Source organism: Brevibacillus sp. BD137 (genome assembly GCF_041644655.1).
GTDB lineage: Bacteria > Bacillota > Bacilli > Brevibacillales > Brevibacillaceae > Brevibacillus > Brevibacillus brevis_D.
Genome location: NZ_JAOTNO010000015.1, coordinates 48,612 through 66,693 on the forward strand (window position 1 = coordinate 48,612; position 18,082 = coordinate 66,693).

Annotated in this window: 16 protein-coding genes and 1 riboswitch; of the genes, 14 read left to right on the plus strand and 2 right to left on the minus strand. The window is 47.6% G+C overall.

The genetic code is table 11. The annotated features are described in order from the left end of the window. Nucleotides 1-157: 157 nt before the first annotated feature. From ODZ53_RS24755 to holA, 4 genes are all read left to right on the plus strand, one after another. A complete protein-coding gene (locus ODZ53_RS24755; protein ID WP_372680873.1) occupies nt 158-2,560 on the plus strand; it encodes a DNA internalization-related competence protein ComEC/Rec2 in 2,403 nt (800 codons plus the stop codon). Between the two features lie 53 nt (nt 2,561-2,613). Further along, the gene (locus tag ODZ53_RS24760) at nt 2,614-3,159 is read left to right on the plus strand and encodes an RNA polymerase sigma factor (protein ID WP_372680775.1); all 546 of its coding nucleotides are present in this window, start codon (nt 2,614-2,616) and stop codon (nt 3,157-3,159) included. Continuing rightward, complete coding sequence (locus tag ODZ53_RS24765; protein WP_199928934.1) at nt 3,159-4,016, plus strand: anti-sigma factor family protein; 858 nt, start codon at nt 3,159-3,161, stop codon at nt 4,014-4,016. The genes ODZ53_RS24760 and ODZ53_RS24765 overlap by 1 nt, the downstream gene beginning before the upstream one ends. A 239-nt stretch (nt 4,017-4,255) precedes the next feature. Continuing rightward, a complete protein-coding gene (gene holA, locus ODZ53_RS24770; RefSeq protein WP_372680777.1) occupies nt 4,256-5,293 on the plus strand; it encodes a DNA polymerase III subunit delta in 1,038 nt (345 codons plus the stop codon). A 64-nt stretch (nt 5,294-5,357) separates the two neighbouring features. Here holA and rpsT read toward each other — a convergent pair whose 3' ends face one another. Then, nucleotides 5,358-5,633, minus strand: a complete 276-nt coding sequence (gene rpsT, locus ODZ53_RS24775; RefSeq protein WP_012685714.1) for a 30S ribosomal protein S20 — start codon at nt 5,631-5,633, stop codon at nt 5,358-5,360. 178 nt (nt 5,634-5,811) lie between these two features. Between rpsT and gpr the strand changes: the two genes are divergently transcribed. The 8 genes from gpr to ODZ53_RS24815 all read left to right on the plus strand — a co-directional run bounded on the left by gpr (nt 5,812) and on the right by ODZ53_RS24815 (nt 14,635). Next, nucleotides 5,812-6,912 (plus strand): GPR endopeptidase, encoded by a 1,101-nt coding sequence (gene gpr / locus ODZ53_RS24780; RefSeq protein ID WP_064200857.1) that lies wholly within the window; start codon nt 5,812-5,814, stop codon nt 6,910-6,912. A gap of 146 nt (nt 6,913-7,058) precedes the next feature. Further along, nucleotides 7,059-8,237 carry a stage II sporulation protein P gene (gene spoIIP, locus ODZ53_RS24785; protein WP_372680780.1) on the plus strand — a complete coding sequence of 393 codons (1,179 nt, stop codon included), beginning with the start codon at nt 7,059-7,061 and terminating at the stop codon, nt 8,235-8,237. Between the two features lie 5 nt (nt 8,238-8,242). Next, a complete protein-coding gene (locus tag ODZ53_RS24790; RefSeq protein WP_087349521.1) occupies nt 8,243-8,551 on the plus strand; it encodes a YqxA family protein in 309 nt (102 codons plus the stop codon). Nucleotides 8,552-8,864: 313 nt separating this feature from the next. Continuing rightward, nucleotides 8,865-9,833 (plus strand): ABC transporter ATP-binding protein, encoded by a 969-nt coding sequence (locus ODZ53_RS24795; protein WP_372680782.1) that lies wholly within the window; start codon nt 8,865-8,867, stop codon nt 9,831-9,833. Between the two features lie 18 nt (nt 9,834-9,851). Next, a complete protein-coding gene (locus ODZ53_RS24800; RefSeq protein WP_343206983.1) occupies nt 9,852-10,823 on the plus strand; it encodes an ABC transporter ATP-binding protein in 972 nt (323 codons plus the stop codon). 133 nt (nt 10,824-10,956) lie between these two features. Further along, the gene (locus tag ODZ53_RS24805) at nt 10,957-12,609 is read left to right on the plus strand and encodes an ABC transporter substrate-binding protein (protein WP_372680785.1); all 1,653 of its coding nucleotides are present in this window, start codon (nt 10,957-10,959) and stop codon (nt 12,607-12,609) included. Nucleotides 12,610-12,702: 93 nt separating this feature from the next. Further along, on the plus strand, nt 12,703-13,713 hold the full coding sequence (locus ODZ53_RS24810; protein ID WP_041749357.1) for an ABC transporter permease: 1,011 nt from the start codon (nt 12,703-12,705) through the stop codon (nt 13,711-13,713). Nucleotides 13,714-13,729: 16 nt separating this feature from the next. Continuing rightward, nucleotides 13,730-14,635 carry an ABC transporter permease gene (locus ODZ53_RS24815; RefSeq protein ID WP_372680787.1) on the plus strand — a complete coding sequence of 302 codons (906 nt, stop codon included), beginning with the start codon at nt 13,730-13,732 and terminating at the stop codon, nt 14,633-14,635. Between the two features lie 56 nt (nt 14,636-14,691). Here ODZ53_RS24815 and ODZ53_RS24820 read toward each other — a convergent pair whose 3' ends face one another. Beyond that, entirely contained in the window at nt 14,692-15,462 is a 771-nt protein-coding gene (locus tag ODZ53_RS24820) for an alpha/beta fold hydrolase (protein WP_372680789.1), read from the minus strand. 124 nt (nt 15,463-15,586) lie between these two features. Between ODZ53_RS24820 and ODZ53_RS24825 the strand changes: the two genes are divergently transcribed. Further along, a complete protein-coding gene (locus tag ODZ53_RS24825; RefSeq protein ID WP_372680875.1) occupies nt 15,587-16,681 on the plus strand; it encodes a M24 family metallopeptidase in 1,095 nt (364 codons plus the stop codon). A gap of 13 nt (nt 16,682-16,694) precedes the next feature. After that, a riboswitch (cobalamin riboswitch) is annotated at nt 16,695-16,894 on the plus strand. A 167-nt stretch (nt 16,895-17,061) separates the two neighbouring features. Next, on the plus strand, nt 17,062-18,081 hold the full coding sequence (locus tag ODZ53_RS24830) for an ABC transporter substrate-binding protein (RefSeq protein WP_372680791.1): 1,020 nt from the start codon (nt 17,062-17,064) through the stop codon (nt 18,079-18,081). Nucleotide 18,082 lies beyond the last annotated feature (1 nt).

The window sequence follows — 18,082 nt, forward strand, 5'->3', positions numbered from 1 at the left end:
TGTATCGACAATCAACGCAATCTCTTATGAATGCCAGTGATTGACCTCGAAAACGCTGATTCTACAAGGGAATTAGCCTTTCTTCTTTTCTATTTTTGTCCCCATTCGGTTAGATATACTCCCTTAGGAGACCGTGAATCGTTCGACAAAACGGTTCATAAAAGAACAGGACGGGGGGATTACAGTGTCAGTATGGATAGCAAGCCTAGCGATGATGATCGGCCTTATTCTGTCCGCCTATTTGCATCCTGCTTGGCTGCTGTTGGCTACAGGCTTATTATGGGGAGTCGTTGCATGTATCCCGTTACCATACCGCAAATGCGTTGCGTGCTACTCACTGATTTCTATTCTAGCAGGTCTCTTTTTTTATGGGTACGAGAATCTCCACAGCTCTGAAGTGAAACCATTAGCAGAAAGGGAGCAGACCATCTGGATAGAAGGTGTCATTGATTCTCCTGTGAGACGGGACGGCGATGCAGCACGATTTTTTGTCACGATAACATCCTGGGGTGAAAACGAGCGTGATCATAATGAGCATTGGTCTCTCGAAAAAATCGCGCTTCGTGTTAAACTTGCCTCTTTCCAGGAAGCAAAACAAATAGAGCAGTGGAGACGTGGGAGTGTTATCGCGGCTCCGATCCGACTATCCTTACCAGCTCCTGCGCGCAATCCTCATGCCTTCGACTACGCCAGCTATTTGTATTGGCAAGGTGTCCATGTCACAGGGGAAACAAGCTATCAAGCGGTTGAGATGACACCTGCTTTTTCTGTTTGGGCGAGCTTTCAAGAATGGCAGGACTCGGGTGCAAGGCGAATTGAATCATTATTTACAGATACAGAAACAGCGGGTTATATGAAGTCGCTCCTGCTTGGTCTTGGACAAGAGGTGAACCCCGAGCTTGCGGCAATGTATTCGAATTTGGGCTTAAGTCATATCCTCGCGATTTCCGGTTTGCATGTGACATTGGTCAGCTCTATGTTTATGTGGTGTTTGGAGCGGATTGGAATCAGACGCAGACTAGCATTTGTTGTAACGATTTTGTTCTTGATCGGGTATGTGCTTCTGGTGGGAGCCAGCGCGTCGGCGATCCGATCTGGACTGATGGGAAGTGTGGGGCTTCTCTGCCAGGTAGTTGGAAAGAAGTTGGATGGCAAAGACGTCTGGGCTGGGGCACTCATCCTAATGCTGCTGATGAATCCGTATCAGCTGTGGCATGTCGGTTTTCAGCTTTCTTTTGCGGTAACACTTGGTCTGATCATTTTTGTGCCATACAGCTTGCATGTATTTGTTCGGGTACCTGTCTGGATTCGTACACTGCTGGCGGTTACATTGTCAGCCCAGCTTGTTTCTTTTCCGTTTCTCATCTACCATTTTCATTTGTTTTCACCTGTGTCTTGGCTGGTCAATTTGGTAGTGACACCGATTCTCTCGGCCATAGCGCTACCATTCGGGTATATTGCCGTTGTCCTCGATTTCGTCCACCCGTTTTTGGCGGTGATTCCTGTTTGGTTATCGACGGCAATGCTGAAATGGATTCATCTTCCGCTGTTTGCTATTGAAAAAATGAGGCTGCCCTTTACCTATTGGCCGCATCCTTCGTGGTGGTGGCTTGCTTTGTATACCTGTTTTTTGGGTGCTCTGCCCATTTCATGGAGGTTGGGCTATCATCGAAAGCGTGATATAATGCTTACTTTCGTTATATTTCTTTCGTTCATTGTAGCGGCCAGACAGCCGTTTTCAGGAGTCGAAGAAGTTCGAATTACCTTCCTTGATGTCGGACAAGGGGATTCCATCGTTGTCGAAATTGGTGATCAGAAGGTATACTTAATGGATGCGGGTGGGACAATGCAGTTCCCAGCTGCTGAACCATGGATGGAAAAACGTGACCCATTTGAGGTGGGGAAAGACGTCGTTCTGCCGTTTCTGATGGCCAGAGGAATCGAGAAAATCGATCGTGTCATCATGACGCATGGCGATCTGGATCACATTGGGGGATTCAAATCGCTAGTTCCTCATTTTTCTTTTGGAGAGGTATTGGTGAATGGAACAGCACCTTCGAAATTGGAAGGTGAGATTGTCCAACTTTTCCAACAAGAAGGAGTTCCGATACTAACCGGGCTTCCGGGTCAATCATGGTCAGATGCACCAGGAATCGAGTGGAAGTGGCTGCACCCGGGTGAATCGACTTTTTCAGGAAATGATGCATCCGTAATACTCCAGCTGACTGCTTTCAACAAGACTGTATTGTTTACGGGTGACATTGAAAAGGACGGGGAAAGTCAGCTTGTTCAAAACGGTTTGACTTCTGTGGATGTTTTGAAAGTAGCCCATCATGGAAGCAATACCTCGAGTACCGAAGAGCTCCTTGCAGTCACAGCACCAAAAGCCGCTGTAATCTCTGCCGGGGTGAAAAATCGGTACGGGCATCCTTCGCCCGAAGTGCTGCATCGCCTAAAAAAATCGGGTTCCGCCGTGTACAGGACTGATGCTCATGGAGCGATTACGCTGGTTATTACACCTACCGGATTATATTGGCAGGCCCAAATATTGGATACATAATCTGTTTGCAACTTTTTCAATGAGCGAACCGTCTGTAGGGGGGAGAAGAGAATATGCATGAAGCAGAGTTGATCAGGATGGCGCAATCCGGGGATCATGACGCGCTAGTCGAACTGCTTCGATCTATTGAGACCTCCGTTTACCGAAGCGCTTATTATATTCTAGGGAACGAACAAGACGCGCTCGATGCCTCCCAGGAAGTCCTCATTCGAATTTATCGAAAGTTGGACACCTATCAGGAAAAAGCAAAGTTCTCTACCTGGGTACAACGCATTGTTAGCAACGTCTGTATGGATAAATTTCGCGCGAAAAAGGAAACGGTCTCAATTGACGAGCACGAGTTGATCATTCCTGATCGTAACAACGTAGAGGAAGAAATCCTTCTCACCGGGCTGTCGAGTGACATCCAGGAAGCCATCGGAAGATTGCCAAAGCAATATCGAATGGTTGTAGTACTCCGCTATCTGGAGGATTTGTCTTATCAAGAAATAGCGGAGGCACTAGATTTGCCGCTTAACACGGTAAAGTCGTACTTATTTCGGGCTAGGCAACAGTTACAGGAGCTGTTGTACGACTACCAGAAAGGGGGGATCGGTTGATGACCAACGAAGAGATTTTTGAACTCATGCAGCGGGATTTGGATGGTGATTTGTCGGAGTCAGAGCAGCAACTACTCCATCGTTTGATCCAGAAAGATACTGACCTGCAGCTTATGTACAACCGTTTGAAAGATGTGTCACAACAATTAGAACATCTACCCCCTGTCGTACCTCCGATCAGCATCGTAGATTCTATCCTACCCAAGCTGGAGTCAGCCGCTGCAAAGCCTGCTGCGGTTAAATCTACGGTGAACGAGGAAATCCTGCCCACTCTGGAAGTTAAGCGTGAGTCGTCTTCGCTGCCGGAATCAAAAAAGTGGAAGCGGATGAAAGTGTGGATGGCTAGTCTTGGTAGTACAGCCGTCGCAGCCAGCTTAATGGTTGGCATGCTTTTCTCTGGCGGTGATGGTAAGAAGCAAGAAGTCGATTCGTTCCAGAACGGAACGGACATGACGCCAGCGGCCGTGGAACAACCTAAAACCCCCGGGCCAGATGCTCCCACTCCTCCAAGCAATAATCCAATATCATCGAATTCAAAAGAGGAAGAGGACAAGACTAAAAAGTCTACTAAATCGGCTACTCAGACGAAGAGTAAAAGGCCACCGGCAAAGAACGTTCAAAAGCAGACACCGCCACCGAAGAAAACGAATCCGCCACAGCCACCGAAGAAAGTTGTACCTCCACCGCCAGTAATGACAGATGATCAACCATCGGGCTGGCCGATCGGACTGGATGAGAATCCGGACAGAGAAGACAAAGAACCTGCTAATGACAAAAAGGACGACGACGGGGACAAGCAAGAGGAGAAAGACAAGGGAAAAAATAAAGAGAAGAAAAAAAATAAAGATAATGACTAACTTTTTTCCGCGTATGGACCGGCACCGCTTGCGGGGATTCTGCGTATAGTACATTATCAAGCACCCCCTGCTTACCGTTTGGGGAGGAGGAATCCCGGGGCTTTTCCCTAAACGTTTACATAGAGGTGCCAACGGATGAAAAAGCCGCTACCGATTCACTGGTGGCGGTTTTTTTTGCTTTGCTCTCATCAACATGTGCTATAATAACGCAGGTAAGAAGAAGGAAGGGGAGAAAACGTATGCCACTCCTATCGGCTATTCGCGAAATACGGCAAAAACAATTCTCGCCGATCTACGTCTTATACGGTCCGGAGTCTTTTCTGGCCGAAGATTTTTTGGCGTTGGCTCGTAAAGAAATGATTGATCCAGAATTTATGGATTTGAATATGAGCGTGTATGATTGCACCGAAACAGGATTGAGTGAAATTCTGCAGGATGCGGAAACCTTGCCGTTTATGGGCGAGCATCGATTGGTAATTGCCAGACAAGCCTACTTTTTAACAGGAAGTAAGCCTTCGACGAAGGTAGAAAGTGACCCAGATGCTCTGCTCGATTATTTGCAAAATCCGTCTCCCTACACCACGCTTATTCTACATACGGAAGCGGACAAGCTCGATGAACGAAAAAAGCTGGTTAAAACGTTGCAACAAAAAGCGAAAGTGATCCCTTTTCCGTTGCTAAAAGACGGGGATTTGTACGGATGGGTAGAGCGGCAAGCGGGTAAATACCAGGCGAAAATCGATCGTCAGCAGACCATGAAGCTTGTGGAGCGAGTAGGAGCCGAGCTGCGTCTACTGGACAAGGAAATCGAAAAGATGGCCTTGTTTGTCGGGGTGGGGGAAAGCATCACGGATGACGCCATTGAGCTGCTCGGAGCACGTACGCTGGAGCAGGATGTATTCGGGCTGATTGAACAGGTCGCTTCGGGGAGATTGGACAAGGCACTCAGGATGATGTACGACTGCATGAAAACAGGAGAGGAGCCGATCAAGCTGCTGGCTCTCTTGGCGAGGCAGTTCCGCATGCTGTTGCATGTCAAGCAATTGGCCCCGCGTGGTTATTCACAACAACAAGTGGCAGGCATGATTAAAATGCATCCCTACGCAGTGAAAAAAGCAATGGAACAAGCGCGTCATTTTTCTGAGGAGTCGTTAAAAAAACTGCTAGGTATCTTGGCCGAAGAAGATTTCCGGATGAAGTCAGGGCAAGTGGACAAGCGCCTCGCCCTCGAATTATTTATTGCACGTGCACATGACGAACGAACAAAACAGTCGTGACGATTTTTCATAGTAAAAAACCCCTAGAACAAGATGTTCACGGGGTTTTTTGGCGCTTGGTCTCTTACGCTACAGGAGCGCTCAGAACGTTAAGCTTTTTCATCAAACGAGACTTTTGACGGTTTGCTGCGTTTTTATGAATGAGACCTTTCGAAGCGGCCTTGTCCAGCTTTTTCACAGCCACCAGAAGAGTAGATTTCGCCAATGCTACATCGGAAGCAGCGACAGCTTTCTCAAAGTTCTTGATGGAAGTACGCAGATCAGACTTTTGAGAAGCGCGGTGTGCGCGACGCTTTTCGATTGTTTTGGTGCGTTTAATCGCGGATTTAATGTTTGGCATGTGTGTCACCTCCTTAATACGACCATAGACATACAGTCATACAACAAAGTAATTCTAGCATGGGGCGAACCCATTTGCAAGAAAGGATTCGGAATAAAAATGCAGGATTCAAGCAAGCTAGTAGCAGGAACAAAATGGTCAGTACTTTTTTCACTTCGGATCAAAGGAGCTGATGAACATGGCACATAACATTGACTTGTCTGGTTATTCCATTCGTACGGATCTGGCCTTGGAGGCCCACGAGCTTGCTCAGCAGCAAAACCAGAGTGATATTGAAGGCATTTGGCTGCAAGCTGACGATAGCGAGCCCAATGTGAAAGTAACGAGATTGCATGTGGAAACAGAGGAAGCGGGAAAGGAAATCGGCAAGCTCCCGGGGCATTACCTAACAATTGAAGTGCCCAAGCTGCGGGATAACGATACATCGATTGAGGAGCAGGTGGCCAAGCGATTTTCCGCTGAATTTGCGATGTTTCTCAAGCAACTGGGGATCACAGAGGACAAAAAGGCTCTCGTCGTTGGTCTAGGAAACTGGAATGTGACCCCCGATGCGCTTGGACCAATGGTTGTGGAAAATTTGTTGATTACACGCCATCTGTACACGCTGGCGCCTGAAACCGTTGGAGAAGGGTATCGGGAAGTCAGTGCGCTATCACCGGGCGTCCTTGGGATTACGGGTATAGAAACGAGTGAAATTATTTTTGGCGTCGTGGAAAAAAGCAAACCCGATTTTGTCATCTGTATCGATGCACTTGCGTCCCGCGCGCTGCACCGGGTCAACACGACGATTCAAATATCGGATACAGGAATACATCCTGGATCAGGAGTCGGAAACAAGCGCAAAGCGATTGATCAGGAGACACTTGGTGTGCCTGTGATTGCGATAGGAGTCCCTACGGTCGTTTTTGCCTCCACGATTGTAAATGATGCGATTACATACTTGCTGGGGCATTTTGGACAATCCATGGTGGAGAGCAAGCGGGCGTTTAACAAACTGGCATTGAGTACGCTGCCGGAGCGTAAGGAACCGTATACCGAAGAGGATTTGCCTGACTTGGAATCCCGTAAGACATTCATGGGATTGGTAGGTTCACTGCCGGAAGAAGAGAAACGGCAACTGATTCATGAGGTCCTCCGGCCGCTTGGACAGGATCTGGTCGTCACGCCAAAAGAAATTGATGATTTTATTGAAGGAGTGGCGAATGTGATCGCAACAGGCCTGAATCGCGCCCTGCACAGTGCCGTAAATGAAGAAAATAGCGGCTCGTATACCCACTAAGTCATGAAAAGCTAGAGTGAGAGAGAAAAGCTAGAAAAGGGTTCTATCGTCTCTATGAGCCTCATAAGCTAAAGCATAGACAAGCACGAGGGAAAGGGAAAGTTCTCCCGACGTGCAACCATGCTACAGCTAGAGGAGTGAGACTGATGGCGACCCTCATTCAACGCCAATTCGTTGTTCTTTCATTTATAACCGCCTTCCTGTTTGTCATGACAGGAGTGCTTTCGCTCGGCGGGAACCGAATCGCAATTTCGTCCTCCGCCATTCAACAGGCAGCTTCTCATATTTCCAGTCTGGCGATTTTGGGATGGATGGGACAGGAAATTCCGGTTTTGTCCGAAACCGTACAAGCACAGGCTGATGATCGCACGAATAGCGTAACGGGTTTTCTCTTTCGCTTGGCAACCAATATACAACCGGGAGACTTGCGCAGCTTGCTAGGCAGGGAGCTACCTGGGATGGTGACGACAGAGGATGCCAGATTTGTCGTACAGGGAAAGGGAGCTTCTCTCGCAGATTTTTATTTGGAGTATCCCGCCCATCCAAAACAGGTAGCAGATCAATCGCAAGTAGTTCCAATCGTAGAGCCAAAGCCGGAGGATACCACCAAGTCAGGTGAAGCAAAGCCAGCTCCTTTGCCCAATTCAATCACGGACGGTAAAAAAATCGTCTACATCTATAACTCGCACAACCGGGAATCGTGGTTTAGTGAGACGAAGTCAGTGGGAACCTCAGTCGATCATCCTACGAGAAATATATCGTTAATCAGCAAGTACTTATCAGAAGCGTTGAATGACAGAGGTATTGGTTCCGATGTGAGCACCGACGACATCTATCAACAGCTTTTGAACAAAAAAATGCATTACTCCTTTTCCTACGCGGAATCTTTGCAAGTGGTCAAAGCGGCAACAGAGAAAAACAAGGAACTGTACTACTTTTTCGATCTGCATCGAGACACAGCCCCACGAGAGCGTACGACGGTCACGATCAAAGGAAAAACGTATGGGAGAGTATTGTTCGTCATCGGAAAAAGAAACAAAAGCTACGAGAAAAATGAGGCGTTTGCAACAGAGCTACATGAGTTGATGGAAAAAATGTACCCAGAGCTTTCGCGTGGCGTGATGGAAAAAGGCGCAAAAACGGATCATGGCGAGTATAATCAGTCACTCTCCCCGGGAAGCCTGTTAATAGAAATAGGTGGTACGGAAAACAGCGTGCAGGAAAGCAGGAATACGGCAGAAGCATTGGCAGATGTTTTCGCAGCCTATTATCAGCAAGCTGAAAAAGTAGGCAAACCAGTTTCTGACGAGCCTGCAAAGAGGTGACGGGCATGAACGTGACGATGAAGCTAACTGGACTGTTAATCATCTTGCTGGTCGGGGTAGTTTTGGGATTGCAAACGGCTGAGCGTGGAATATCCAAGGTGAGTGGGGTGCCAGAGGGGCAGGCGCAAACCTTTTCCATCAAAAAAGTGGATCAAGGACAAGTAGAGATCGCGGTAATGGGCAAGCAGGTTCAGACTGCCAATCCGAAGGAAATGGTCAACTATGTCAGTCGGATCGGTTTGACTTTGGGTGGAAGCATTAAAAGTGGAGCGCAGAGTTTTGTCGATTGGATAGGGAGTTTTTTTGAACCGTGAAAATGGTTTACGCGCAAAAAGAAGGGGTGCAGAAAGCCCCAGTGACAAAAGACCCGTACAAGCGGGTCTTTTGCATTTGGCCACTGATGCTTCATGAGATCTGCTTAAACAGTGCAAGTGAGGCTACATCAACAATGAAAGGGTTATCATAAAATTCCTTTACATAATTTTCAAGCGCGAGTCAAACATTCTTTTTAGTCAGTAAAAAGGTAATAGTTAGAATTTATTGTGTTGCGAAAAAATTGAATAAATGACATAATGTCTATGGATAGGTCTATTTTGGAAGTATATTTCGGTGAGAGAGGTGAGCCACGTGTCACATCCTGTCCTACAAATCGAAAACCTGCAAACGCACTTTTTCACGGACCGCGGCCAAATCCCTGCCGTTGATGGCGTGACGATCACGGTACAAAAAGGAGAAGTAGTCGGTATCGTAGGCGAATCCGGCTGCGGAAAGAGCGTTACCTCCCTTTCCGTCATGAAGTTAGTACCCAATCCCCCAGGGAGAATCGTGGGAGGTTCGATTAAATTCAAGGGGGAGGATCTCGTATCTGTCGACGAAAAGCGAATGAGAGACATCCGCGGAAATGAAATTGCGATGATCTTTCAGGAACCGATGGCGTCTTTAAATCCAGTGTTTACGATTGGAGACCAGATAGGAGAATCAGTCCGATTACATACGAAAGCGAGCAAAAAGGACGCAAGAGCACGGGCCATTGAGATGTTGAAAAAAGTCGGAATTCCTCGAGCGGACGCGATTGTCGATGAATACCCGCACCAGCTTTCAGGAGGCATGAGGCAGCGTGTCATGATTGCGATGGCAATGGCTTGCAATCCAGCGCTTTTGATTGCAGACGAGCCTACTACTGCGCTCGACGTGACGATTCAAGCGCAGATATTGGACCTGATGCGCCAACTCAACCGGGAAGCTGACACATCCATTCTCCTCATTACCCACGATCTTGGGGTCGTTGCGGAAATGTGTCACCGTGTCGTGGTGATGTACGCAGGCAACGTGATTGAACAAGGCGATGTCCGTACGATCTTAAAAAATCCGAAGCATCCTTATACGATCGGCTTGTTGAATTCGTTGCCGAAGCTGGAAGGATCACTGGAGCGTCTCTATTCGATTCCAGGCAACGTCCCGATCCCGGGTTCGCTTACTGTCGGATGCCGTTTTGCACCTAGATGCGATAAAGTTTCAGACCGATGCCGCAGTGAGATGCCAGAATTAAAAGTGGTAGGGGACAATCACCTTTCCCGCTGCTGGCTGACCGAATAACCCGAGAGGAGCATGCAGGTGGCTGAAGATCTTCTGGTTGTAAAAAATTTAAAAAAATACTATCCAATCACAGGCGGTGTTCTTGGAGGGGAAGTAGGTGTCGTAAAGGCGGTAGATGACGTATCGTTTACCGTTAAGAGTGGTGAAACCTTGGGGTTGGTAGGTGAGAGTGGCTGTGGAAAGTCCACGACGGGGCGTTCCTTGCTGCGACTGATTGAACCGACCTCTGGTGAAATCAACTTTGACGGGACAAATGTCATGTCACTTTCCACAGATGCAATGAGAAAGATGAGACGTGACATGCAAATTGTCTTTCAGGATCCATTTGCTTCGCTTAACCCTAGACATAATATTGAGAAGATTTTGGAAGAACCTTTGATTGTACATGGCTTGGGTTCTTCGGCAGAGCGAAAAAAGCGCGTGCAGGAAATGCTGGAGATCGTTGGTTTGAGCAGCTATCACGCGAGCCGCTATCCGCATCAATTCAGTGGAGGACAGAGGCAGCGGATCGGAATTGCAAGAGCGCTGATGCTCAAACCCAAATTGATCGTTGCGGATGAGCCTGTGTCTGCACTGGACGTGTCCATTCAATCTCAGGTGCTCAACCTCATGCAGGATTTGCAACGCGAATTCGGCCTTACATATTTGTTCATTGCCCACGATTTAAGCGTTGTGCGTCATATCAGCGATCGGGTGGGCGTGATGTACCTTGGCAGAATTGTCGAGCTGACGACGAGTAGCCAGTTGTATTCCAATCCGCTCCATCCGTACACGAAAGCATTACTTTCGGCTGTACCTTCGCCAGACCCTGATGCAGTACGAGAACGAGTGATCCTCCAGGGAGATGTACCGAGCCCTGCAAAACCTCCAAGTGGCTGTACATTCCATACGAGGTGTCCCCATGTGACAGAGGAGTGTCGTACTGTGCGCCCAGAATTTGCGGATACAGGCGATGGTCACTTTGTTGCTTGTCACTTATACAAGTCCTAATCGACAAAAGGGAGCTTGCCTGCCGAATAGGAAGTCTTGTAAAGGGGGGGATGCAAAGCAGGAGGTATTGTATCAACCGACTATCTACCAAAAAGGAACATGCGAACATTATTTGAAAAAGGGGGATGTTTTCATGAAGAGAAGAGTTCTCTCCGCAACCATGACCAGCCTAGTAGCGCTGGCCATGCTGATTGCTGGATGCTCTAGCACAACGACACAAGCGCCGGCAGAACAACCAAAGACAGAAACTCCGGCACCTGCAACTGAGCCTGCAAAAACTGGACCGAAGCAATTAATCATCGGTCGCGGTGCAGACACAAAAGGGCTTGACCCAATTACGCAAACAGATGGTGAGACATTTAAGGTAACGGAGAACGTCATGGATACATTGATTGGCTTCGCGGATGGTTCAACAGAGCTCGCTCCATCGTTGGCCGAGAAATGGGAAGTGACTCCTGATGGTCTCGTTTATACGCTGAAACTGAGATCAGGCGTGAAATTCCACGATGGAACTGATTTCAATGCAGAGGCGGTTAAATACAACTTTGAGCGCTGGAGCGACAAGAGCCATCCACAGCATTCACCAGAGGGATTCGAGTACTACGTGAGCCAGTTTGGTGGGTACAAGGGTGACGCGACTCACATTATCAAATCTGTAGAAGCAGTCGATCCGACCACTGTAAAATTCACGTTGAATCGTCCGTTGGCTCCATTCCTTGCGAACTTGGCAATGTCTCCTTTCGCGATTGGCTCGCCTGAGGCATTGAAAAAGGATGTTAAGAAATTCAATGAGCATCCAATCGGTACAGGACCTTTCAAATTTGTAGAGTGGAAGCGCAACGACACGATCACACTTGAGAAAAACCCTGATTACTGGAGCCCAGGATATCCGAAGCTCGATAAACTTGTGTTTAAGGTCATTCCGGAAAACACGGCACGTCTGACTGCTTTGGCATCTGGTGAGATTGACTTGATGGATGGTCTGAACACAGATGATATCCCAGCAGTAAAAGACAACAAAGACCTGCAACTCTTCCTGCGTCCTACTAATAACATCGGATACATCGGCTTCAACGTAGAGAAGAAGCCACTCGACAATCCAAAGGTTCGTGAAGCCATTGCTTATGCAATTAACAAACCTGAAATCGTAACAGCCTTCTTCGATGGGGTTGGAGAACCAGCAGTCAACCCAATGCCAAAAACGATGTGGGGACATAACAACGATATTAAAGATCGTGAGTTCAACCTCGATAAAGCAAAACAATTGCTGGCCGAAGCAGGACATCCAAACGGCTTTAAAATCAAGTTTTGGGCAATGCCAGTTCCACGTCCGTACATGCCAGAGGGTGTGAAGATTGCAGAAGCAATCCAGCAAGACCTGAAGAAAATCGGGGTTGATGCTGAGATCGTGACGATGGAATGGGCAACGTATTTGGAAAAGACTCGTTTGGGTGAGCAAGAAATGTTCATGCTTGGTTGGACAGGTGACAATGGCGACCCTGACAACTTCTTGGCTGTCTTGCTCGACAAAAACAACATCGGAAGCAACAACTATACACGTTGGGCAAACGAAGAAGCACATCAATTGATGATGAAAGCGCAGTCCACTCCAGACCAAGCAGAGCGCGAAAAAATGTACAAAAAAGTACAAGAGATCATTTTCAAAGATGTACCAATGGTTCCGCTGGCACACTCCACACCAGCATTGGCAGGAAAAGCGAATATCGTAGACTACAACCCGCATCCGAAAGGATCTGAAAGTTTGGAAAAGGTAGACTTCAAGTAAGCTGATTCATCGGAAAAGGGTAAGAGGAGTGCATACCTCTTCTTACCCTCCTTTCATTCATTTAGCCATTATTTTATGCAGGAAGGCGAGGAGATGGCATTGCTAGCTTACAGCATTCGAAGAATTTTGATGCTCATTCCTGTCTTAGTGGGCATGTCAATCATCGTTTTTTCCATTATTCGTGCCATCCCTGGTGATCCGGCTTTGACGATTTTGGGAGAAAAGGCAACACCACAAGCGATTGCAGACATACGAGAAGCATTGGGATTGAATAATCCGTGGTACATACAGTATTTCGATTATATGAAAAATATTTTGAGTGGAAATCTTGGGGAATCATTGCAAACGAATGCGCCGATTTCAGATGAAATCATGCCTTATTTGGCGGCGACGACTGAACTTACAATTGTGAGCATGCTGATTGCGGTGTTTATCGGTGTAAATGCAGGGATTCTTTCAGCGTGGAAGCAAAACTCCTGGTTTGACTACTGTGCGATGTTGATCGCTTTGGTTGGTGTATCCATGCCGATTTTTTGGCTAGGTTTGATGGAGCAATGGGTGTTTGCCCAAGAACTGAAATGGCTGCCATCAGTTGGTCGCGACAATTCGCGTAATCCCATAGAGGCTATTACGCACTTTTATATACTGGATACGATGATGGCTGGTCGATGGGATCAGCTATGGGAAGTTATCAAGCATTTGATTCTGCCAGGAATCGCGTTAGGTACAATCCCGATGGCGATCATTGCACGTATCACTCGTTCGAGCATGCTAGAGGTCATGCGTGCCGACTATGTCAGAACCGCTCGCGCAAAAGGGCTGACACAGTTTTGGGTCGTGTACAAGCATGCGCTGAAAAATGCCCTGATCCCTGTCTTGACGGTAATTGGCTTGCAAACAGGGTTGCTGCTGGGTGGAGCCGTTTTGACAGAGACGATCTTTGGATGGCCAGGAGTTGGTCGCTATATTGTGACCGCCATTGGAAACCGTGACTATCCGGTTATCCAATCCGGTATCCTTGTAATCGCGACGATTTTCGTCCTGATCAATCTCTTGGTCGACCTTCTGTACGCCTATATCGATCCGCGCATCAAATATCGCTAAGGAGGGACGAAGAGACATGGCACAACCACAATTACAACCACAAGATCAGGTAGTACCTTTAAAAATGAAGCAAGAAGAAGTAGTCTCTCCTTGGAAGGATGCATGGAGGACGCTACGAAAAAACAAGCTGGCGTTGGTGGGCTTCGGGATCATTTTGTTTTTCATTGTTGTGGCGGTACTAGCTCCATGGATTGCTCCGTATCCGTACGACAAAGGCGAGCTCGTGATGAAAAACAAGCCACCTTCCGAAGCGCATTGGTTTGGAACAGATTACAATGGTCGTGATGTATTTAGTCGCGTTATTTATGGGGCACAAATCTCCTTGTGGGTAGGGACGTTCTCTGTCATTGGCTCCGTTCTCGTAGGGACCTTGCTTGGTCTTTTGGCAGGATACTATGGCAGATGGATCGATACGATCATTTCGCGTCTCTTTGATATTATGCTTGCGTTTCCAAGTATTCTTTTGGCAATCGCTGTGGTTGCCATCTTGGGGCCATCTTTGCAAAACGCCTTGATTGCCATTGCGATTATTAACATTCCGACTTTTGGGCGGTTAGTACGCGCCCGTGTATTGAGCTTAAAGGAAGAGGAATTCGTCATGGCCGCACGGGCAATCGGAATGAAAAATTCCCGGATTATCATGCAGCATATTTTGCCAAACAGTCTCGCCCCAATCATTGTGACCGGGACGATGGGGATCGCAACAGCAATTATTGAAGCAGCTGCACTTGGCTTTCTCGGACTGGGAGCACAAGCGCCAGAACCAGAATGGGGAAAAATGCTCGCTGATTCACGTCAGTACATTCAGAAAGCACCATGGACCGTTATTTTTCCAGGGCTCTCTATCATGCTAACAGTTCTCGGCTTTAACTTAATCGGGGACGGCTTGCGTGATGCACTCGACCCGCGGATGAAGAGCTAGTCCAATTGCAAAAAGACAGAAGGGAATGGAGATACCGTCCTTCTGTCTTTTCTTATTTATCCTTCTTCCATGAAGGTGCGGCACAACTGATTGAGTACAGGAGCAGCTTTCGTAATGACTTGATGCTTTACGTTAGGGATCATTTCAAGTCTTGCCTTTGGCAATTTCAGTGTCAGCATTTGCGCATAATGATGCATACGTTTATCTTGTCCGCCATAGGCAAGTAAAATCGGAAGCTGGATGTTGCCCAGACTCTCTGTACATTGATAGCGATGTCCGGCAGCGTAAAGGTATTTTAAGCTGGTGGGATCTGTTTTGGAGGCGTGCGCCGTCCATTTTTCCCGCATTTCTGGGTTATTGACATGTGAGGAAGCAATGGAACAGGCAAGAAGAGGAACTCCGTGAAGCATCGACAACGCCCGGGCCATCCAAAATCGTCCATGCAAATACAGGTCATTCACTTCGGAAAAACCGCTCACGAGTATACTGCCTCGCGCATGATCAGGATAGCGAAGGCAATATTCAAGGGCGATAGAAGCACCTTGGGAGTACCCCAAAATAAAGGGACGCTCAATGCCGAGAGACGGGATCAGCTTATGGAGTCGTTCTGCCAATTCCCCAATAGAATAGGGCTTCTCCATGGGCGAACTGTCACCATGTCCGGGCAAATCAGGGACAATGAGCTGATAAGTATCTGCGAGTGTTTGCTGATAAACAAAATTGATAGAGCCGATGCATGGCGCATGGATACACAATAACGGCTGACCTTTCCCCGATATGTGAAAAGCAAACTGCTTGCCATCCTGATGGACGAGTATTTGTTCCATTTTTGTTTTCACCCCACCCTTAGGTTGTCCGATCCGAAGTAGATTTTGCAATTGAACTCTTCTTTTTTTGATGGGGAAGTGGTATTCTCGCAATAGAATAATTGGTGAAAGCAGGGTGAAGAAGTTGTTTCAAGAGCGCATTTCGAAGCTCCACACGTTTTTGACAGAGCAAGAGCTGAACGCGGTGTTGATTACCTCTCCCAAGCACGTCTACTATTTGACCGGATTTTTTACTGACCCACATGAACGTTTTATGGGTCTTGTTATTCCTGCTGAAGGAAAGCCTTCCTTAATTGTACCTGCTCTTGATCGTGAGGCAGCAGCAGAGGCTTCGTTCGTTCAAGATATCCATACACATACGGATATCCAAAACCCGTATGAAATCCTCAAGCAAGTGTTGCCAGCGAACTTCGCGAAGCTCGGCATTGAGAAAAGTCATATGACTGTCGAGCGCTATGAAGCACTTGGACAAGTTGTTCTGGCGTCGAGCTATGTGGACGTGGAAGAGCCACTGCGTGAAATGCGTTTGATCAAATCTCCGGATGAAGTGGATCGTCTGAAGCACGCTGTTCAGTTGGTCGAGGATTCCTTGCGGGAGACCCTGAAAAAAGTCAAAACAGGCATGACCGAGACAGAAATCGTAGCTGAGCTGGAATTCCAGATGAAGCGCTTGGGCGCAGAAGGTCCATCCTTTACGTCCATGGTATTGGCAGGGGAGAAGTCCGCTTTGCCACATGGGAAGCCAGGAACGCGCCAGGTGCAAGAAGGCGACTTGCTTTTGTTTGATATCGGGGTAGCTGCGAACGGATATGTATCCGATATTACTCGTACCTTTGCTGTAGGCGAGATCAGTCCCCAGCTACAAGAAATTTACGAGACAGTATTGGCTGCCAACGAAGCGGCAATTGCTGAGATTCGTCCGGGTGTGACTTTTGCGCATTTGGATAAAACCGCTCGCGATGTTATCACCGCAAAAGGCTACGGAGAATACTTCATGCACCGCCTTGGGCATGGACTAGGGATGGATGTACATGAATATCCGTCTGTTCACAGCCAGAACCAAGAAGTGCTTCGTCCAGGAATGGTCTTTACCATCGAGCCGGGTATCTATTTGCCAGGAGTAGGCGGCGTTCGGATTGAAGACGATGTATTGGTTACGGAAACAGGCGTTGAAATACTCACGCAGTTCCCGAAAAAACTGACTTCTATCAACCAATAAAGAAGTTGGAAAAATTGAATACGTATCGAATGGTGCTGGATGGCATATGCCGTCAGCTTAAAAGGGAAGTCCGGTGAGAAACCGGCGCGGTCCCGCCACTGTAACGAGGAGCGCCTAGCGAATAGCCACTGTTTTTTGCGAGACAAAAAATGGGAAGGTAGCTGGGTGTGTTGATCCGTAAGCCAGGAGACCTGCCATGCGATCATTTACAATCGACCCACGAGGATGGGGCAGATGTGGAAACAGTCTATGAAAGGGCGCCTTTGCGCCTGTTATGGCTATATCTACGTTTGTCATGCACCTCCCGATTGAAATGGGAGGTGCTTTTTTGTGGATGCAATTGGTTTACTACAACATTTATAAAAAAAGGGGGATTACAGATGTTTCATGCAATCAAAGCACATACAGTAATGAAAGGACTAGCTTTCGGTATCATGACAGCTGCCATGCTTTTGGTTTCGGCATGCGGCTCCACTACGACAACGCAGGCTCCAGCCAAAACAGAACAAACCGCTGCTCCAGCAGCAGAGAGCAAGCCTGTAACACTCACCAATAATGGTATCGAAATGACCTATCCAAAAGCACCTGAGCGTGCCGTGACATTGAACCAACACGTAACCGAAATCATGCTGGCATTGGGCCTGGCTGATAAAATGGTCGGAACCGCTTACCTGGACGATGAAATCCTTCCAGCGTTAAAAGCAGATTACGACAAGATTCCGGTACTGTCTGACAAGTATCCTACGAAAGAAGTGCTGTTGGCAGCGAACCCAGACTTCGTGTACGCCGGATGGAAAAGCGGTTTCGGCGAAAAGGGCGTAGGATCGATGCAGGATTTGGAAAAGGTCGGCATCAAATCTTATCTGCAAGAATCGTCTAGCAAGCCTGGTCCAACGATCGACGATGTGTTCGCGGATATTACGAACATCGGACGCATTTTCCGTGTGGAGGACAAAGCCAATGATTTGATCCATAAAATGAAGAGTGAAATGGATCAAACGATTAGCAAAATCGGCAAGGTGGACGAGCCACTTAAAGTGTTCGTGTACGACAACGGGGAAGATAAGCCATTCACGGCAGCCAACAACTACATGACGTCCTTAATCAAGACTGCTGGCGGCAAGAACATTTTTGATGACATTCAAAAGGGTTGGGCAGAGGTCAGTTGGGAGCAAGTAGTGAGTCGCAATCCAGACGTGATTATTATCGTAGACTACGGGGATAGAACTGTTGAGCAAAAACGTCATTTCCTTTTGACCAAAAAGGAAATGGCGGATATTCCGGCGATTAAAAATCAACGACTGATGGTATTGCCATTGTCTGCGGCTTCTGAAGGCGTTCGTGCACCGATTGCACTGAAAATTTTGGCGGAAGGACTCTACCCGGATAAATTCAAATAGA